This window comes from Mucilaginibacter gynuensis (assembly GCF_039541195.1).
In the GTDB taxonomy this organism is placed as follows: Bacteria; Bacteroidota; Bacteroidia; order Sphingobacteriales; family Sphingobacteriaceae; genus Mucilaginibacter; species Mucilaginibacter gynuensis.
Genome location: NZ_BAABFT010000006.1, coordinates 24,372 through 42,585 on the forward strand (window position 1 = coordinate 24,372; position 18,214 = coordinate 42,585).

Consider the following 18,214-nt stretch of genomic DNA (forward strand, 5'->3'; position numbering starts at 1 on the left):
GGTGTTATCGTACTATGCGCCCTTTCCAGGCATACTTGCGGGCATTGCCCATTAAACCAATATATATCAAATATAAGGTGTGTAATGGCGAGAGCGGAATAAGCAAAGCAATAAGGCTAACCCGTTTAAGAAACGACAGCACAGGCAGCAGGAATATCGCCTCAAATACCGTTTTCAAGGCAAACTGCACTAAAAACAGGTAAAAAAAGTAAACATCATAAAAGCTCAGCAAGGCATTCACCAGTAACGAGAGGTTGAACAGCCACATGCCAACAGCCAAAGCCACTACCTTTTTATCTTTATATCGGGTTGATTTTGATGCCCAGCGGCGGCGTTGCTGCATAAAAGCAGCCAGATCGGGCTTGGCATGGGTATATACGATGGCTTCGCGCTCTTTTAAAAAGCCGATATGGTTGGGGTAAATGGCAGCTACCTTTTGCAGCAGCAGTTCGTCATCGCCCGACGCAAGATCATCGATACCTTTAAAGCCACCCACCTCGTAAAAAAGATCTTTTCGGTAAGCGAAGTTGGCCCCGTTGCAGGTTGATGCCCGGTTGTTGCCAATAAATGAAGCCCCTATGCCTATCAGGTAACTGAACTCCAATGTTTGCATCCGCTCAAAAACAGACCGCTCCTGGAAATAGGTTACCGGCGACGAGATCATGGAAACGCCACTGGTTTGGTAATAACTCACAATGGATGATAACCAACGCTTACCCATGCGGCAATCGGCATCGGTAGCCACCATCAGTTCCCCTTGCGACATGCGGATAGCATCGGCAATGGCTTTCTTTTTATAGGAGTTGAGCACTTCGCCCTCGTTCATCTGATGCAGGCGTACCCCCTGCGGCGCGTAACTGCGAATAATGTCGGCAGTGCGGTCGGTAGAGTGATCGTCAACAATAATGATCTCTGTTAAATGTTTGGGGTAATCCTGCGCTAAAATATCTTCAATAGTAAGGTGTATGCCATCCTCTTCGTTACGGGCGGCAATCAGCACGGTTACTTTAGTGGTAAAATCAGTAGTGGTGGTTTTAGGGCGCCTTAAATTGCTCCAGCCCCGTATCAGGTAAAGTACAACAATTAAATATAAGGAAGTAAGCAGCAACGAGGCCGCGCTATGAATTGCGATCAAAGAATTTGAGTTTTAAAACGAATACCGAGCCTAAAATAGCGGGAATTATTAAATTAATGAACCATATTGACGAAACAGCGGCAATAACGGCCACCGGTTGCTGCGTTACATAGCTGAACAAAGTGGTAGCGGTGAGGCTGCGTACGCCAATATCTATCACATCGAGCGATGGTATGGCCGATTGGATGAACAGAAACACAAAGATGACCAGCATCATGGTAGCCAATGAAATTTGAGGGATCAGCAAATGGATCACCAAATAATACTGGAACGAGAACACGAAGAAACGCGCCAGCGAAAAGAACATGATATTAAGCAGGTCGGCTTTTTTGTAGCGACCCATTATATCAAAAAAGCGGTGATACTTTTTAAGGAAACGGATGCTGTTCAGAAACCTTACCAGCCAGTTGATATTAAAGTAAAAGACGAGGAAACCCGCTATCAAAAAGAACGCGCCAACACATAGGCCTGCAAAAAGCAAAGAGTTTACCGATACATATAAGTAAAGGAAAAGGATGCCAGAGCTTGCGCCCAGCACATTGGTAATTACATTTTGAGCGAACGCCCCCACGGCCATTGCGAAAACACCATGAATACGTTTGCGCGGCGGCAAAAACATAATGCGGCCACCGTATTCGCCAAGGCGGTTGGGTGTAATAATGGCCCAGGTTAAACCATGGAAAACCCCTTCTATGGCCTGCCATATAGTAAGGTTGGCCAGTTCGAGGGTAAGGTAGCACCATTTAAACGATTCGAGCACCCAGTTAACCAGCATCAGCAACACTACGAAGCCAAGGGTGATGATCACCTGGTTTTGGCCTACCGTTTTAAGGTGATTGGTAAAATCGTTAAGGGCATCGTGCTTTTTAACAAACTGGTGGTAAATAAAATAGAAGGTTAAAACCAGTATAGCGGCTTTAATTAACCATGATAATATCTTTTTCGCGTAGATGGTCAAGAGCTGAATTTTGGCAATATTACTAAAAAAGAAAGGGCAAGTTATAAAACATGCGATAACAAGCGTGTATTATAGTTATTTACAAAATGCTTTGAATAGACTGAACAAAGGCACTATAGCTGAATAAAACCGGGACGCAGGGTAAAGTATTTTTCATGAATGGTAAATAAAACAAGAGGTATACAGCCGCTAACGATTTTTTGTTTTGATTTATTTACCGCGTTTTTAAATATTACTTTTACTATATAAACCTATAAACCCAATGAAAAAGTTCAGCTACCTTATTATGCTATTGCTATTGGTGTGCGCCGGTGCCAGCGCGCAGGAGGCAGATACCCTCGCTTTGCCCAATACCAAACTCATCCGCAATATCCCCTATGTGGCGAACGGGCACCCGCAGCAAAACTTCGACCTGTATATCCCCAACAATGCCAAAAAGCCAATGCCCGTTATTTTATGGATTCACGGCGGAGCCTGGGAAGGCGGCTTTAAAAAATGGATAGATGTAGCTTACCTGGTGGGACAGGGTTACGCCATTGCCAGTATTGATTACCGCTTTTCGCAGCATGCCATATTCCCCGCGCAGGCTATTGACTGCAACGAGGCTATATATTATATATGGAAGAACGCCGCCAAATATAACCTCGATGTTAACAGGTTCGTCATCGGCGGCGGATCGGCAGGCGGGCATTTGGCATCGTTAATTGGGCTAAGCTATAATAATAAGGTAAAGGGTTTTTATAACGATATTAATAAAAGCAGCAAGATCCGCATCAGGGGAGTGCTCGATTTTTACGGTCCGGCAGATTTTAACGTGGTGCACGGCACCGCCACCCTGTCTTTTGATTACGATGACGAAAAATCGGCAGTAACCCGCCTGTTAGGCGCCATGACGCTGGACAGGCCCGATATTGCGGCCTACGCCAGTCCGGTTACTTATATTGATAAGGATGACCCTCCGTTCATCATCTTCCATGGCGATAAAGACCAGCTTGTTCCGTTTTGGGAAAGCCGCCAGTTTTACGCCCGCCTTAAACTGGCCGGTGTAAAAGCAGAACTGGTAAAGCTCCCCGGAGTAGGCCATGCCGGCGGTGAGTTTTCTGCACCCGCCATGCAAAAAAAGGTGATCGACTTTTTGAATGAGGTGTTGAAGTAATTGGGGAGAATCAACCATTAAATTTGAATGTCACATGCTTAGGTAAGCTGATAGGGAGACTTACGAAGTTTTGAAAACTTCGTAAGTCTGAAAGTCCCATTATTGTCTGTCGTCCTATCTTTTAAAACCATACTTCAACATTATTTTCAAAAAAACTTCACTCCTCAATTTCCTGCTGACATAGGGCTGTCACCGGCGCATGGTTACTTTGAATCATAAACAATAACAAAAACCAAACGTCATGAAAATTATCCCGATCCTGTTAAAAGAAATGAGTGAAGAAGCGGTAACTACCCGCAAAATGCTGGCACAAATTCCGGCTGATAAATATGATTGGAAACCGCATCCAAAAAGCATGAGCATTCGTGCCCTGGCTTCGCACATTGTTGATCTGCCTAACTGGGTAGGCCTGGCACTTAATACTGCCGAACTTGATTTTGCCGCAGGCGACTTTAAAGAAGAACAGATAGATAACAACGCGCTCCTGCTCGAAAAACTGGAGCAATCATTAGCCGGCGCTAAGAACAGCCTGGAAAATGCCACTGAAGACGACCTGCTGCCCGACTGGACATTGCGTAACGGCGAGCAGATCTACCTGGTGTGTACCAAATTAGAAATGATCCGTACCGCCTTTTGCCAGATAGTGCACCACCGCGCACAATTGGGTGTATTCCTTCGTCTGCTTGATATCCCTATCCCGGGCAGTTATGGTCCAAGTGCCGATGAAATGGCTTTGTATGATCTGCCGCAGGAAAACGTTGCCTAATACAATCACCAACGCCGAACCACCGGTGTTAAATAACCAAAGAAGTTGTTAAAAAATAAAAAAGCTGTCATTGCGAGGAGGAACGACGAAGCAATCCCCGATCTGTATAGTTTGGGATTGCTTCGTACCTCGCAAAGACGCGTTTTTTATTAGTTGTAATGACTGATCACTCTTAACAAGGGGCGATAGATAAATCATCTACGGCCCCTTGTTGTTTATACACCTTACTTATTCCACACTGCCGCGCAAATACTTGCTATTTAATTAGGTAATTATTTTTTAGCTTAGCCTTTATCATATGGCTAAAAAATTTTACGTTCTGCTGGTTTGCCTTGGCTGTGTTGTTTCGGCCTTTGCACAAAGCATACAATCCCCTTCCGCGTTTTTAGGATATAAACTTGGTTCGCAGTTTACCTATCATGCCCGCATTGCCGAATACTTTAATTATGTAGCCAAAACGGCTAAAAATGTAAAGCTGGTACCTTATGGTACCACCAACGAAGGGCGGCCGCTGATGGCCATGTTCATCGCGTCCGACGAGAATATTGGCCGGTTGGAAGAAATCCGCAACAATAACCTTCATCTTGCCGGTATTGGCGGCAGCGGTACAGTTAGCGCAAATACACCTATAATAGTATGGTTAAGTTATAACGTGCACGGCAACGAGCCAAGCTCAAGCGAAGCGGCTATGCAAACGCTGTACGATATGGTTGACCGCAGCAATACCCGTACACAAGCCTGGTTGAAAAACACGGTGGTGGTTATCGACCCTTGTTTAAATCCTGACGGACGCGACCGCTACGTAAACTTCTATAATGCCGTTAAGGGCGAAACACCAAATGCCGATCCCGCGGCCCGCGAACACAGCGAACCATGGCCGGGCGGCAGAACCAACCATTACTTTTTCGATCTTAACCGCGACTGGGCCTGGCAACTGCAAAAAGAAACCCAAGGCCGTGTGGCGTTGTTCAATAAATGGCTGCCCGAGGTGCACGTCGATTTTCATGAACAGGGCTATAATTCACCCTACTACTTCGCACCGGCAGCAGAGCCTTTTCATAAAGACATTACGCCATGGCAGCGCGAGTTTCAAACCCTCATAGGTAAAAACAATGCCAAGTACTTTGACCAAAACGGCTGGACGTATTTTACTAAAGAGATCTTCGATCTGCTATATCCATCGTACGGCGATACTTACCCACTATATAACGGTTCCATCGGCATGACGTATGAGCAGGGAGGAATAGGGGCTGGCCTGGCAGTACAAACGCGCGTGGGCGATACGCTTACCCTTGCAGATCGCATCGCGCATCACCATTCCAATGGTTTAAGTACCGTGGAAGCCGCTTCGGCAAACGCGCAAAAGGGACTGACCGAGTTTAAAAAGTATTATGATAACAGCCGCACCAATCCGCCGGGCGAATACAAAACCTTTGTTATTAAAAACGATAATAATGACAAGATAACCGCCCTTGCCCAATTGCTAAGCAGAAACGGCATTGAATATGGTTATGGTGTTGGTAAGCCGGTTAGCGGTTACAGCTATACATCGGCTAAAACAGAGCAATACAAACCCGGCGACGGCGACCTGGTGATCAACGCGTATCAGCCAAAATCGGTATTATTAAATGTACTGCTGGAGCCTAAAACCTTCATCGCCGATTCAAATACGTACGATATTACGGGCTGGTCGTTGCCTTACGCGTATGGCCTAAAAGCTTATGCTTTAAAAGAAAGTGTAAAACCAGTGAACGCTACCTATAAGCCGACAGCTGTGGTTAATGCCACCAATGCGGAGCATGCTTATGCGTACGTTTCGCAATGGCAATCGGTAAACGATGTTAAATTTTTGGCAGAGCTGCTGAAAAACAAGATAAAAGTACGCTACTCCGAAAAACCTTTTGAAGCAGGCGGCAAAAAGTTTACGGCAGGGTCGCTCATTATTACCCGTGCCGGGAATGACCGTGCCGACTTTGACAAGGTGATCCATACCATTGCCGATAAAAACCAGCGTTCATTGGTCGCGCTAAATTCCGGCTTTGTAGATAAAGGTGCCGATATCGGGTCGGATTATATACGCTACATCCATGCACCTAAAATTGTATTGGTGAGCGGCAGCGATGTATCATCAGAAGCGATGGGCGAAATATGGCACTTTTTTGAACAGCAAATAGGTTACCCCGTAACATTGGTGAACTATGATAACCTTAACCGTGTACGCTGGGCCGATGTGGATGTAGCCATCTTCCCCGATGGTGATTATGATGATTTCCCGACGGAGAGACTGCAAAGCTGGGTACAGGGTGGCGGCAAGCTGATCGCTTTACAGAACGCGGTATCACAACTGGCGGATAAAAAAACATTCGCCATTAAAAAGAAGGAAGAAAAGAAAGACGATAAAGGCAGCGCCCGTATCTACGCTGACCGCGATCGCGAAGCCATAAAAACGAATGTACCGGGTGCCATATACAAAATGGCGCTGGATAATACCCACCCGCTGGGCTTCGGCTTACCAAGCGATTATTATACCATTAAGTTAAATGATGAAGTGTACGATTACCTTGGCGATAACGAAGGCTGGAATGTAGGCACTATTAAAAAGAACGCCTACGTATCGGGCTTTGTAGGCCAAAAAAGCAAAGCCAAACTGGTCGATGGTATGCTGATCGGCACGCAATCATCGGGTCGTGGCACTATCGTTTACTTAGCCGACGATCCCCTGTTCCGCAGTTTTTGGGAAAATGGGAAGCTGTTGTTCGGTAACGCGGTGTTTATGGTGCAGTAGGTTCAGTGGCCGGGTTCGGGGTTTCAGGTTCGGGGAATAGTAAAGAGCCTTTACGCCTTCAAACCCTCGAACCTGAAACCAGAAACCTCGAGCCTCATATTAATTCCCCGACTTCACCCTGCTGCTTTCTTCGTCGGCGCCGGTGCTGCGGTTTCTTTGTTTTATTTTGCTGTTGCCAAAGTTATAGGTTACTGTTACACGGCCTACGCGGGTATCATTGTTCTGCCTTATGGCAAGGTCTACCGCGCGGTAATTGCTGTTTATATTGTTACGGCGGATGTTGAAAATGTCGGTTAACGCCGCTTTTACGTTAAGCTTTTTATCTAGGAACGAACGGCTTATCCCGGCATCAATAGCATACTGCGGTTTAATATCATAAATACCAAATACCTGCTTAGAGCGGTAAAACGCGAAAATCTCACCCTTAAACCCTTTCAGAAACAGGAAAGTTTGCGTTAACCTTAACTGGAAGGCCGCTTGTCCCTTATCTACATTGCCGCCTAAAACAGAGTCGGTTTTAAAGGTGTTGTAAAAGCCATTGAAGTTAACATCACCGCTCCACCATTTATTAATAGTGAATGGCGAACTAATGTTCAAAGAGTATGAATCTTGCGTTTTAAAGTTCAATGTGGTTTGAAACGTCGCCTTTTTAATGGTATCGGTTAGTATGATTTCGGTGATAGCATCGGTAGTGTGGCTGTAGCCAATGCCTACGTTGATGGTTTTATTATAGGTATAGTTTAATTCAAACGAGTTGGTGTATTGCGGTTTCAGAAAAGGGTTGCCTTGTGAGTAAGTATATGGGTCGAGATAATAAACAAAAGGATTAAGGTTATCATAGCTTGGTCTATCTATACGGCGACTATAGCTAAAACCCAGTTCGTTCTTTTCAGATAGCTTTTGGTTGATGAACAAAGTAGGGAAGAAGTTAAGGTAGCTGCGCTTTACCACGTTGTGGGTGGTAACCAAATCGCCGGTTGATGAGGTGTGTTCGGCGCGTAAGCCGGCTTGTATCGATAGCTTTTTAAATTCCTGGCTCAGGTTAATATAACCAGCCTTTATCTTTTCGTCGTAAACAAACAGGTTTGACCGTGTGGTGTCATTTATAAAGGTATCGCCTTGTTTTATCTCTGCCTGTAGATCGTTGGTGGTTTTTACCGCGCTAAATTTGGCGCCGGTTTCCAGTTTCAGGGTTTTGGTAAGCGGCTTTACATAATCAACCTTTTGGGTATTAATGGTGATGGTTGATGGCGATAGGTTGCGGATAACTAACGAGCCATCGGGTTTGCCGGGTACAAAAAAGCGGGTGTCATATAGCGCGTACGAATTGTTCTTGAATTTTGAATATACCACATCAAAAGTTAGTTCCTGCCCTAAAGTGTCTATCTGAAATTTGTCGTTGAGGTTTAGTGCGATGTTGCGGTAAGTAGGGTCAACCTTAGATAAGGTAGTTTGGGTAGAATCGCTGCCGCCGAAAATATGGCCAATTTTTACCGCGCTGATATTGTCGCCGTACTCATTGGTATAGTCGCCGTTTACCAAAAAGCTCAACACGTTTTTGGCCGATGTATTATAGTCGACCCCAAAACGATAGTTATTATAGTGTACGCTTTCTAAAAAGGTGGTTTCCTGGTCGAAAAAGGTTTGTTCCTGCGAGTTGGTAACCACCCGTTTTATATTCATCAGTTTTTCGCGGGTTTGATCGCCGCGGCTTAGATTGGTAAAAAAGTTCCAGTCGCCGTTTTTATAGTTAAGCGAGAGGCTGGTATTGTCTCTGAAATGTTTACCCATGCCCGCGCCGGCTGTAAGACTGCCGTTTGAACCCGATAGCTTATTCTTTTTAAGTTTTATGTTGATGATGCCAGAATTTCCGGCCGCGTCATATTTTGATGATGGATTGGTAATGATCTCGATGGATTGTATGGTAGAGCCATCGGTTGATTTAAGTAGCGCCGCCAATTGGTTTGCCGAGAGATAGGTAAGCTTATCGTTGATCATTACGGTTACGCCCTGTTTTCCACGCAAACTGATGTTATCATCCTTATCTATAGAAACACCCGGTGCACGTTCCAAAATTTCGAGCGCGTTGTTGCCTGCTGCAAGTACGCTGTTTTCCACATTCATTACCGTACGGTCGAGCTTGCGCTCCACAAGAGGCTTGCTGGCCGTTACATTTACCGCTTTTAGCGTGCGACTGGTGGATTGCATGTTTAATGCCGGTACAGTAACATTTGGCGACGCGGCGCTTATGCTAAACGCCTTGCTGGCTGTTTTGCTGTAACCTACCACGGTTGCTACAATAATATAGTCGCCGGGTTTTACATTATCAAACGTGTATAAACCGGCCTCGTTGCTCAACGTGCCTTTAACCACGGCCGAATCCTGGGCTTTTAGCAAGCTAACGGTAGCGTAATCAACAACCTTTCCGGTTTCGTTGAGCACCTTTCCTGATATTTTACCTTGGGTTGCCGCGTTAGGCTGCGCGTATATATTGGTGATGCCGGCAAAAAACACAAGCAGTGCAAAGCAAACTTTACTGATAGTAAGGCGTATGGGCAAGGTGTTTTTAGGGCAATAGGTATCCTGTAAAAGCATTTTCATGTTTTTTAAATCAGTGTATGAAATTTAAGCTTGCCGGCTACAAACCGTATTCAAGGTAGAATGATAGGCAAGGGCAAACGTTTTGTTATCTGTATATAAGATGCACAAACACTGCCTTTGGTTACATTTATTTTGAAATTTTTAATGAGGGGATCAGGGTAGCTGCTGCTAATTCTATTATGGAGAAGCTTTTTTCGGGCGTTATTTCAGTGTTTTTAGTTCGTTGCACAGCGGCTTTTATCTTTTTTGATACAGGCGCGTTTTTGCCCGGTGTGTGATAATAGTAAAAAGGTATAATAAGCCCGCTGAATAGCAGCAGGCTTATATATTTTATTAATGCGTTCATGGTCTTTTAGTTATAACAGTGTCGTGTTTAATAACAATGGTATCCCTTTTTATAATAGTGTCGGCTACGGCTTCCCTTTTAGGCAGTACCAGCGTATCAACTTTGCATTGTATACCATCGGCCGTCATGATAAAGGTTGCGGCAGGGGCGTCGTCCTGTTTGTTTACCGTATTGCAATCATAAATGCCTACATCGTCAAGGTAACGGCCGAGGTCGGTATCGATAACCAGTTTGGTATTCATCGGTACCCTTAGCGTTAAACGCACACGTTGGTTGCGCCATAGCCTGTCTGTAGGTTTTTCCAGTCGTGATGAAAACTTCAAAACCGAATCTTGCTGGGTGAACTGGTAAGTTACATTGCGTGCGTTTAGCAAAGCCTCTTCATAATCGCGGCCGCGGGCGCTGAACGATTCTACCAGTATAGGCCTGTCAACATCGCTTTTTTCTATTTCTATCCTGATATTGCTGCCCGGTGAATCAAAGTCGTCGCCGTTATCGTCGCTGTCAATAATGATCATGCCGTTAAAGCGCTCTTTCACTTTGTAGCGGATACTGTCTTCGCCGCTCAGGTATTTAATGTCGTTCAGCTTTAAATAATAAGTGCCCGATTTTGATGGTACTATATTAATGTTTTTGCGGAAGCTTGCAGATGCGCGGAAATCGGCAGTTGCTTTAGCTGTATAGTATATTACTGTACAAAGCGATACTATCCATATAATTAAAAAGCTGTAGCCTGTAGTGCGGTTAAACGAGTCGCTTTTAAATACTGCTGATATGGTAAGGAGCGTAACGGTTAATAAAGGCATTGCCAGTATTAGGAAACCACACACCAGGAAAGCCGTATTGGCTTCGTGATTTACGATGTTAAACGGAAACAGGTTGTATATGCCGCTATTGCCATAAACCAGGAACGCGATCACCGAAACAATCAAACCAACCAGGCCGGCAAGGGCGCTCAGGATAATGATCATGCCAAAAATTTTGGCCAAAAGCATGCCGCTGCCACTAAAAAAGGCACGCAGGTGCTGGAAAAAATCACCGAAAAAATCCCGTGTTTTATATACAAACGGACGAGCCTCGTGCTGAAAATTCTTTAAGTTTTCTTTTACAGAGCCCATTTCTTCCTCGAAATTCTTTTTGAAACCCTGCAAATTGAGTTTTTCGCCTTTCATGGCCATTCTGTCGGCACGTGAAATCGCCCTTGGCACCACAATCCATAAAATCACATATATAATAAAGCCTGCGCCGCCAAAAAGAGTAGCTATGGCGAACAATAAGCGCACCCAAACTGATTGTATATCGAAATAATTAGCGATTCCGGCGCAAACGCCCGCAATTAAATGATCATCCGGGTCGCGGAAGAGCTTGCGTGCGGTATAGTTATTAGGGGCATAGTTTTGGCCGGTTGCTGCCTGCTCATCCTCTTCGGCGGTTTCAAAATCCTGCACGGTGCCCATTTGTTCAACCACCAGTTTTACGTCCTGCTCAACAATAACGGGCTTGCTTTCGCGGGCCAGTATCTCGCTGAACATTTCGGCAATGCGGTTTTCAATGTCGGTAGTTATCTCCAGGCTATCGGCCGAGTGCATAAAATGACGCTTTACATCCGTCATGTATGCTTTAAGTATTTCGTAGGCATCCTCTTCGATATGAAAGACGGTACCGTTTATGTTGATGATAATTGTTTTATTCATGATAATAATTTTGAGGGATGTGGTTATTTGTTTCTGTCGCCCACGGCAGTATGTACCGCATATTCCAATTCTTTCCAGGTTTTATCCAGTTGTTCAAGCACTGCTTTGCCTTCGGGAGCCAGCACATAATACTTTCGCGGCGGGCCCGAGGTTGACTCTACCCAGTTGTAGGTAAGCAGTCCGTTGTTCTTTAACCGGGTAAGTAAAGGGTATAAAGTACCCTCAACTACAAGCAGTTGGGCTTTTTTCAACTCAGCAATAATATCAGATGCATAAGTTTCGCCCTTAGCTATGATGGAAAGTATACAGTACTCCAGTATACCTTTCCGCATTTGGGTTTGGGTGTTTTCTACAATCATAATACAAAGATATATGTTTAAGAATGTATTATGCAATACATAGTACTAAGAATTATCATATTTTTTTTATTTGGGCGTTTTTTTAAAATAAATGCACCTTTTTGCAGATTTTATTTGACTTTTTGCCAGCGTAACATTACTTTTATGTTTAATTAACTATTAACTGATCTTATTTATTAACGAAATGAAAAAACTTCTACTAGTAAGTTTGTGTTTTCTGATGTTATGCGTAACTCAGACATTCGCACAAAACCGTACGGTAACAGGTACGGTTACGGCCAAAGAGGATGGGTTGCCTATCCCGGGAGTGTCAGTAAAGGTAAAGGGTACTACGATTGGTACTCAAACCGGAGCAAACGGAAAATTTACGCTGAGCGTGCCTGCTTCAGCAAAAACTCTTCAAATTTCTTTTATCGGTTTCGCCACAGTTGAGAGTGATATCTCTTCGAGCAGTGATGTTACCGTAGCCCTGTCTTCAGACACTCGTCAATTGAACGAAGTGGTTGTATCTGCGGGTGGTATTAACGTAAAAAGACGTGAGCAAGGTTATGCCGCAACCACAGTTAAGCCGGAAGTGCTTACACAAGGTAAGGCAGTAAACGTTGCGTCGTCGCTTTCCGGTAAAGTAGCAGGTTTGCAGGTAAATACCGTGAGTAGCGGTGTTAACCCACAGGTTCGTTTGGTATTGCGTGGTAACCGCTCATTATTGGGTAACAACCAGGCCTTAATTGTTTTAGATAACGTTATTGTGCCAAACTCTATTTTGGGTAACCTTAACCCTGAAGATGTTGAAGACGTGCAAGTACTGAATGGTGCGGGTGCTGCGGCTCTTTACGGTTCTGATGCATCAAACGGTGCGTTAATCATTACTACTAAAAAAGGTAAACGCGGTCAAACCTCTATCAGAATTTCAAATACTACCAGCATTGAGCAGGTAAGTTATTTCCCTAAACTGCAAAAGCAATTTGGTTCAGGTTCTAATACAGATATTCAGGCCTACATTCCTTATGAAAATCAGCAGTACGGTCCGGCTTTCGATGGCTCTATCAGAGAAGTTGGTAAGCCTATTGAAGATGGCAGAATACAAATGTTGCCTTATGCTTCAACTAATGGTAAAAACGATTTCTGGGAAAATGGATTAACCAATCAAACAGATTTCTCTATTAACTCTGGTGATGATAAATCAACTACTTACTTTGCCGGTCAGTACGTAACGCAAGCAGGTACAACACCTCAAGACAGATATGATCGTTTGTCTATCCGTGCTAACGGTACCCGTGACTTAGGTAACAAAGTAAACTTGACGTATAATACCAACTATGTTCAAAATAGGTATAACGTTACTACCGAAACAGGTGCCATGTACGATCAGTTGCTGAACAGCCCTGATAACGTTAGAGTAACTGATTATAAAGACTGGCAAAACAATCCGTTTGCAAGTCCTAACGGATATTACAATGAGTACTATGCTAACCCATATTATACTTTAGCCAATAACCGTCAAAATACCAGAAATGATTATTTGATAGGTAAAGCTGAATTAAAATGGAGCCCGCTTGATTTCTTAAACTTTACTTACCGTATTGGTATCACTGCTGCAAATACATCTTATAAATCATATACCAACAAATTTGTATTATCTAACTATACAAAATCAATTGGTACAAGTGATCAAAAAAGGAATGATATCCCGGGTGATGTGCAAGATGGCAGCTCTTTTGCTACTCAGTTAACATCAGACCTGTTGGGTAACTACGTAAAGCAATTTGGTGATTACAAAGTTGACTTCACCGCCGGTGCAAGTATCCGTAATAACGTTGATAATGGTCAAACTACTACTGCGAACGGTTTAATACAAAGAGACCTGTTTAACGTAGATGCCCGTTATACTCCAAACGTTGGGGGTAACCAATCATCAACAACTAAGCGTCAGGTTGGTTTATATGGTGCGTTAACATTGGGTTATAAAGATTATTTAACCTTACACGCTACCGGCCGTAACGACTGGTTGTCTGTTTTATCTCCTGAAAACCGTTCTTTCTTCTATCCATCTGTTGACGTTGCGTTCATCCCAACATCAGCTATTGAAGCGTTAAAGAACAACAAAATTTTAAACAGCTTAAAGGTAAGGGGTAACATTTACAAAGTTGGTTTGGCTAACATTGATGCTTATGCATTGGCACCAATCTTTTCTCAGGCAGCTGGTTATCCATACTCTTCTGGTCCGGGTTACAGTGTTGGTGATCGTTTAGTAGCACCAGGCTTGAAACCGGAGATCACAAAAGGTATTGAGTTTGGTTTTGATGCCGACCTGCTTGACAACCGTATCAGCACTACTGTAACTTACTACAAAACAAACACTACTAACCAAACTGTACCTACAGGCGTATCTAACGCATCTGGTTATACTTCTTACTTAAGAAATACAGGTGAAGTTAGTAACAGAGGTGTTGAAGCTACATTAAGCGTTATTCCGTTGAAAACAGCTACAGGCTGGCAAGTAACCCTTGGTGGTAACTTCACTTTCAACGAAAATAAAGTTGTATCAATAAGCAGCGATGTTGACAGGTTACAGTTAAACACCGGTGCTAATGCTCAAACTTATGCTGTTAAAGGTCTGCAATATCCTGTATTATTTGGTTCAGATTACAAACGTGATGATCAAGGTCGTGTTATTGTTGACCGTATTACCGGTTACCCAAGCCCAACTGAAGCTCAAGTATACCTGGGTAATACCAGCCCTAAACAACGTTTAGGTTTAAATATGGAAGTTAAATACAAATCTGTTAGGGTTGCAGCTTTAGCTGAATACCGTGGCGGTTTCGTAATTTACAATAGCGGTGCAGGTACATATGATTTCTCAGGTGCATCTGTAAGAACTACTACTTTCAACCGTGAGCGCTTTGTTATGCCAAACTCTTCTTACGAAGATCCTGCAAACCCTGGTAAATACATTGCCAACACAAATGTGTTAGTAGCTGACGGTGGTGCCGGTTTCTTTGCTGATAATAACAGGAACCTTAACGTAGCAAGTAACTATGTTTACAATGGTGCATCATGGAAACTGCGTGAGGTATCAATTGCTTACGATCTTCCTAAATCATTATTGGGTACTCAAAAATACATTAAAGGTGCAACTATCAGTGTGCAAGGTCGTAACCTGGCTTTATGGTTACCAAAATCAAACTTGTATACCGATCCTGAGTTTAACTTTACAGATGGTAATGCTATTGGTATTACTTCTTTGGGTCAAACTCCTCCAACCCGTTATTTCGGAGCAACTCTATCAGTAACTTTATAAAGAAAAGATAATGAAAAAGATATTATATAGTATATTATGCGGGTTGCTTATAACATCAACCTCATGTAATAAGTTTTTGGACGTCAACCAAACAAACCCGAACAATCCGGTAGCTGTAGGTGTTGACCTGGTATTGCCGCAAGCTTTAGCCGCTACGGCTTCTACTTCGGTTACCTTTAACTCATACGGTGCCTGGACTGGTGGTTTCCAGGCCAATGCCGGTGGTTTCGGTGGTTTCGGTGCGGTATTAACGTATAACTACACTACAAGTGATAATACTGGTTTATGGTCACAGAGCTATAATAACATTAATGATTTTCAGTATGTTATTAACAACTCTGCACCAACAGGTATTTACAAAAACTTTAACGCGGTAGCTAAAATTATGCGTGTATTTGCTTTTCAACGTTTAGTTGATGTTTATGGCGATGTGCCGTATACTGAATCAGCTAAAGGGTTAGAAAACCTTACACCAAAGTATGACAAAGCTGAAGATATTTACAAAGACCTCATTAAACAAATTGATGACGCTATTGTAAGTATCAATTTACCAAACGATAAAAAAACCACAGTTTCTTTAGCAAGAGGAACTAATGGATCTATTGATATCACAGGTTTATCAGGCGATGGCTATACTTTAACCGGATGGAAAAAGTTTGCAAATACTTTAAAACTGCGTTTATTAATTCGCATTCAAAAAGTAGGTTCATTGGCATCTACATATAATGCCGGTAAAGCATCTTTAGCCTCTTTAGGCGCTGCTGACTTTCTTACTGATGATGTATTGGTACAACCAGGCTATGCTAAACAAGATGGTAAACAAAATCCGGCTTTCCAAACTTATGCATATGATGCTGCCGGTAATGCAACGCAAAGCTCAAACGTGCCAACTTGGTATGCACGAGCATTTTATGCAGGCGATGTGTTAGAGGATAACTACAGGTATGGTGCAACATACAGAACAGGTACAAATTTTAACCAATTAGGTTACACCGGGTCTGACGCTGCTACTTCACCAACTGGTTCAAACTGGTATATACCACAAACAGATGAGTCTACCATTGTAGGTATATTAAAAGGCCCTAATGCTCCTTTCCCATTAATGTTAGCTGCCGAAGGATATTTTTTACAAGCAGAAGCGAACCTTATTGGCTTGCTTTCAGGCGGTACCTCGGCTGTTAATTTAGCGTTTCATAACGGTATAGGGCAATCAATTAAATACCTTTACAAAAATGCTTCTGGTACACCAACAGAAACAGATGGCGATATTTTTGGCGCTGGTGGGTATGTTGATTCATACGCTGCTGATAATGCATCAAGAACTGACGGTAACGGTTATTTAGCTGATATTACATCAGCAACTTCTGATGAAGAAAGATTGGAAGCCATCATTACTCAAAAATGGATAGCATTAAACTTCATTACATCAAACGAGGCCTGGGCTGAATTTAGAAGAACAGGTTTCCCTAAATCAAACCCTACAGCTGACGGTAATGATGTTAGTTCAATTGTTTCTCTTCAATCAACCTCACCGCGTGCTGATAAATTACCTGTAAGGGTATTGTATCCGCAAAGCGAGTATGCTGTTAACGCAGGTAATGCGCCAACCGGTGTGAGCCAGTTTACATCACGTATTTTTTGGGATGCCAATTAATATTAAATTAAAAATATCATGAAAAAGAAAATATATTTATTAGTGATGTCGGCAGGCCTGTTAGGTTTGACATCATGTTTAAAAGATAAAAATGTAAATCTTGATGCGGATAAATCACCGGCGACCCTGCAATGGTCAACTATATTAGATGTGCCGGCAGGTACAGGAGGTGGTTATACATTATATGCAAGAGCATACGATATACAAGATGCTTCACACACTACGTCGTTTGATGTAAATTACACAGGTGGAGATCCGGCACCAAGTGATATTACTGTAGAAATAGGCCTTGATGCAAAAGCACTTGATGCATACAATGTTGATCACGATAGTAAACTTGCGCCATTGGCAACAAACCTTTATACAATGCCGAGCTCTGTAGTTATAAAAAAGGGCGATCGTAAAGCTACTGTAAACATGACTGTTAAAGTAGACAAGAACTTCGACCTTAGCCAGGGATATGCTATTCCATTGGCAATAAAATCAACTACACTGGGTAATATTAGTGCCAACTACGGCACTATCATTTTTGGTGTAAACGCCAAAAACGAATATGATGGCATTTACCTTGCTAAAGGTTACATTTTACGTGCCGGTGATAATGTTTTGAGCGGTAACTTTAAAGATATCAGGAGAAGCTTATCTACTACAGGCGTTAACTCTGTTACTTTCCCGCAAAACTGGGCAGACGGTAGTAACGTTGGTGGTATTGACGGTTTAACTATTACGGTGAATAAAGCAACTAACAAAGTTACTATGTCATCAGTTAACCCTGCTTTAACTAACCTTCCAAGCTACGATAACCGTTACGATCCGGCTACTAAGACGTTTTACTTGTCTTTCTACTGGGGTACCGGTCCTGGCAACAGGGCAGCAACAGATACTTTAGTGTATTCTGGTCCGAGATAATAAGTTAAAAAATGATCTATAAAAAAAAGCCGTCCAAATTTGGACGGCTTTTTTTTATATCAACGTATTTTATAGCGAATGTCGCATCAATAAAACTATTCAACTTATCTCTTATCAACACTATACTTACCCGGGCCAATAAATATCATACCGGCAAATACAAATGCCAGCTCAATAGCGTGTGCCGCACCTTGCATACCATCGCCATTGCCAAGGTGCATAGCCGAGGCGAATATCATGTTAATGAGCAGCAAAATAGATACGGGCCTGAACGCGAAACCGATCAGGAAAAGTAAACCGCCAACTGTTTCGGTTAAAGCTGCCAATAAGCCCCATACTGTTGGCAAAAAGCTAAACCCTAAATATTTGGTTGAAGCACCAAGTTGCCCCCACATTTCGGGGCCGCCAATTAGTTTAGGGTAGCCATGATAGATCATGAGTGCGCCAAGGCCTGCACGGAGTACCAATAAGCCGAAATTTTTGTAATTGCCTAAGCCGCTTAATAAAGCCATAATTGTTTTATTTAAGATGGATGAATCAGTGTGTTAAC

The 18,214-nt window shown here is 43.1% G+C and carries 13 protein-coding genes; 6 read left to right on the forward strand and 7 right to left on the reverse strand.

The features are described 5' to 3' along the window. Nucleotides 1-4: 4 nt before the first annotated feature. Complete coding sequence (locus ABD894_RS13095; protein ID WP_345211494.1) at nucleotides 5-1,135, reverse strand: glycosyltransferase; 1,131 nt, start codon at nucleotides 1,133-1,135, stop codon at nucleotides 5-7. Beyond that, nucleotides 1,119-2,093 carry a hypothetical protein gene (locus tag ABD894_RS13100; RefSeq protein ID WP_345211495.1) on the reverse strand — a complete coding sequence of 325 codons (975 nt, stop codon included), beginning with the start codon at nucleotides 2,091-2,093 and terminating at the stop codon, nucleotides 1,119-1,121. Before ABD894_RS13100 ends, ABD894_RS13095 begins: the two co-directional genes overlap by 17 nt. Nucleotides 2,094-2,355: 262 nt before the next feature. Between ABD894_RS13100 and ABD894_RS13105 the strand changes: the two genes are divergently transcribed. From ABD894_RS13105 to ABD894_RS13115, 3 genes are all read left to right on the forward strand, one after another. Beyond that, nucleotides 2,356-3,249, forward strand: coding sequence for an alpha/beta hydrolase fold domain-containing protein (locus tag ABD894_RS13105; RefSeq protein WP_345211496.1), 894 nt, complete (start codon nucleotides 2,356-2,358; stop codon nucleotides 3,247-3,249). 241 nt (nucleotides 3,250-3,490) lie between these two features. Then, nucleotides 3,491-4,015 (forward strand): DinB family protein, encoded by a 525-nt coding sequence (locus ABD894_RS13110; protein ID WP_345211497.1) that lies wholly within the window; start codon nucleotides 3,491-3,493, stop codon nucleotides 4,013-4,015. Nucleotides 4,016-4,313: 298 nt separating this feature from the next. Continuing rightward, nucleotides 4,314-6,800, forward strand: coding sequence for a M14 family metallopeptidase (locus tag ABD894_RS13115; protein WP_345211498.1), 2,487 nt, complete (start codon nucleotides 4,314-4,316; stop codon nucleotides 6,798-6,800). A 99-nt stretch (nucleotides 6,801-6,899) separates the two neighbouring features. Here ABD894_RS13115 and ABD894_RS13120 read toward each other — a convergent pair whose 3' ends face one another. The 4 genes from ABD894_RS13120 to ABD894_RS13135 form a co-directional block, all read right to left on the reverse strand. After that, on the reverse strand, nucleotides 6,900-9,401 hold the full coding sequence (locus ABD894_RS13120; RefSeq protein ID WP_345211499.1) for an outer membrane beta-barrel protein: 2,502 nt from the start codon (nucleotides 9,399-9,401) through the stop codon (nucleotides 6,900-6,902). 127 nt (nucleotides 9,402-9,528) lie between these two features. Next, a complete protein-coding gene (locus tag ABD894_RS13125) occupies nucleotides 9,529-9,747 on the reverse strand; it encodes a hypothetical protein (RefSeq protein WP_345211500.1) in 219 nt (72 codons plus the stop codon). After that, the gene (locus ABD894_RS13130; RefSeq protein ID WP_345211501.1) at nucleotides 9,744-11,441 is read right to left on the reverse strand and encodes a PspC domain-containing protein; all 1,698 of its coding nucleotides are present in this window, start codon (nucleotides 11,439-11,441) and stop codon (nucleotides 9,744-9,746) included. The genes ABD894_RS13125 and ABD894_RS13130 overlap by 4 nt, the downstream gene beginning before the upstream one ends. 23 nt (nucleotides 11,442-11,464) lie before the next feature. Beyond that, nucleotides 11,465-11,800 carry a PadR family transcriptional regulator gene (locus ABD894_RS13135; protein ID WP_345211502.1) on the reverse strand — a complete coding sequence of 112 codons (336 nt, stop codon included), beginning with the start codon at nucleotides 11,798-11,800 and terminating at the stop codon, nucleotides 11,465-11,467. Nucleotides 11,801-11,984: 184 nt separating this feature from the next. Between ABD894_RS13135 and ABD894_RS13140 the strand changes: the two genes are divergently transcribed. From ABD894_RS13140 to ABD894_RS13150, 3 genes are read left to right on the forward strand one after another with little or no spacing between them, the layout of a single operon-like run. Further along, a complete protein-coding gene (locus tag ABD894_RS13140) occupies nucleotides 11,985-15,101 on the forward strand; it encodes a SusC/RagA family TonB-linked outer membrane protein (protein WP_345211503.1) in 3,117 nt (1,038 codons plus the stop codon). A 10-nt stretch (nucleotides 15,102-15,111) separates the two neighbouring features. Then, nucleotides 15,112-16,755, forward strand: coding sequence for a SusD/RagB family nutrient-binding outer membrane lipoprotein (locus ABD894_RS13145; protein WP_345211504.1), 1,644 nt, complete (start codon nucleotides 15,112-15,114; stop codon nucleotides 16,753-16,755). 18 nt (nucleotides 16,756-16,773) lie between these two features. Continuing rightward, nucleotides 16,774-17,664 carry a BT_3987 domain-containing protein gene (locus ABD894_RS13150; protein WP_345211505.1) on the forward strand — a complete coding sequence of 297 codons (891 nt, stop codon included), beginning with the start codon at nucleotides 16,774-16,776 and terminating at the stop codon, nucleotides 17,662-17,664. Between the two features lie 104 nt (nucleotides 17,665-17,768). On the opposite strand, the gene ABD894_RS13155 is transcribed toward ABD894_RS13150, so the two are convergent. Continuing rightward, a complete protein-coding gene (locus ABD894_RS13155; protein ID WP_345211506.1) occupies nucleotides 17,769-18,176 on the reverse strand; it encodes a DoxX family protein in 408 nt (135 codons plus the stop codon). Nucleotides 18,177-18,214: the final 38 nt, after the last annotated feature.

Excerpts from the sequence above, each read along its gene's own strand:
- ABD894_RS13125 (WP_345211500.1), bottom strand. The coding sequence starts at position 9,747 with ATGAACGCATTAATAAAATATATAAGCCTGCTGCTATTCAGCGGGCTT.
- ABD894_RS13140 (WP_345211503.1), top strand. The coding sequence starts at position 11,985 with ATGAAAAAACTTCTACTAGTAAGTTTGTGTTTTCTGATGTTATGCGTA.
- ABD894_RS13105 (WP_345211496.1), top strand. The coding sequence starts at position 2,356 with ATGAAAAAGTTCAGCTACCTTATTATGCTATTGCTATTGGTGTGCGCC.
- ABD894_RS13130 (WP_345211501.1), bottom strand. The coding sequence starts at position 11,441 with ATGAATAAAACAATTATCATCAACATAAACGGTACCGTCTTTCATATC.
- ABD894_RS13150 (WP_345211505.1), top strand. The coding sequence starts at position 16,774 with ATGAAAAAGAAAATATATTTATTAGTGATGTCGGCAGGCCTGTTAGGT.
- ABD894_RS13145 (WP_345211504.1), top strand. The coding sequence starts at position 15,112 with ATGAAAAAGATATTATATAGTATATTATGCGGGTTGCTTATAACATCA.
- ABD894_RS13135 (WP_345211502.1), bottom strand. The coding sequence starts at position 11,800 with ATGATTGTAGAAAACACCCAAACCCAAATGCGGAAAGGTATACTGGAG.
- ABD894_RS13120 (WP_345211499.1), bottom strand. The coding sequence starts at position 9,401 with ATGAAAATGCTTTTACAGGATACCTATTGCCCTAAAAACACCTTGCCC.
- ABD894_RS13110 (WP_345211497.1), top strand. The coding sequence starts at position 3,491 with ATGAAAATTATCCCGATCCTGTTAAAAGAAATGAGTGAAGAAGCGGTA.
- ABD894_RS13115 (WP_345211498.1), top strand. The coding sequence starts at position 4,314 with ATGGCTAAAAAATTTTACGTTCTGCTGGTTTGCCTTGGCTGTGTTGTT.
- ABD894_RS13155 (WP_345211506.1), bottom strand. The coding sequence starts at position 18,176 with ATGGCTTTATTAAGCGGCTTAGGCAATTACAAAAATTTCGGCTTATTG.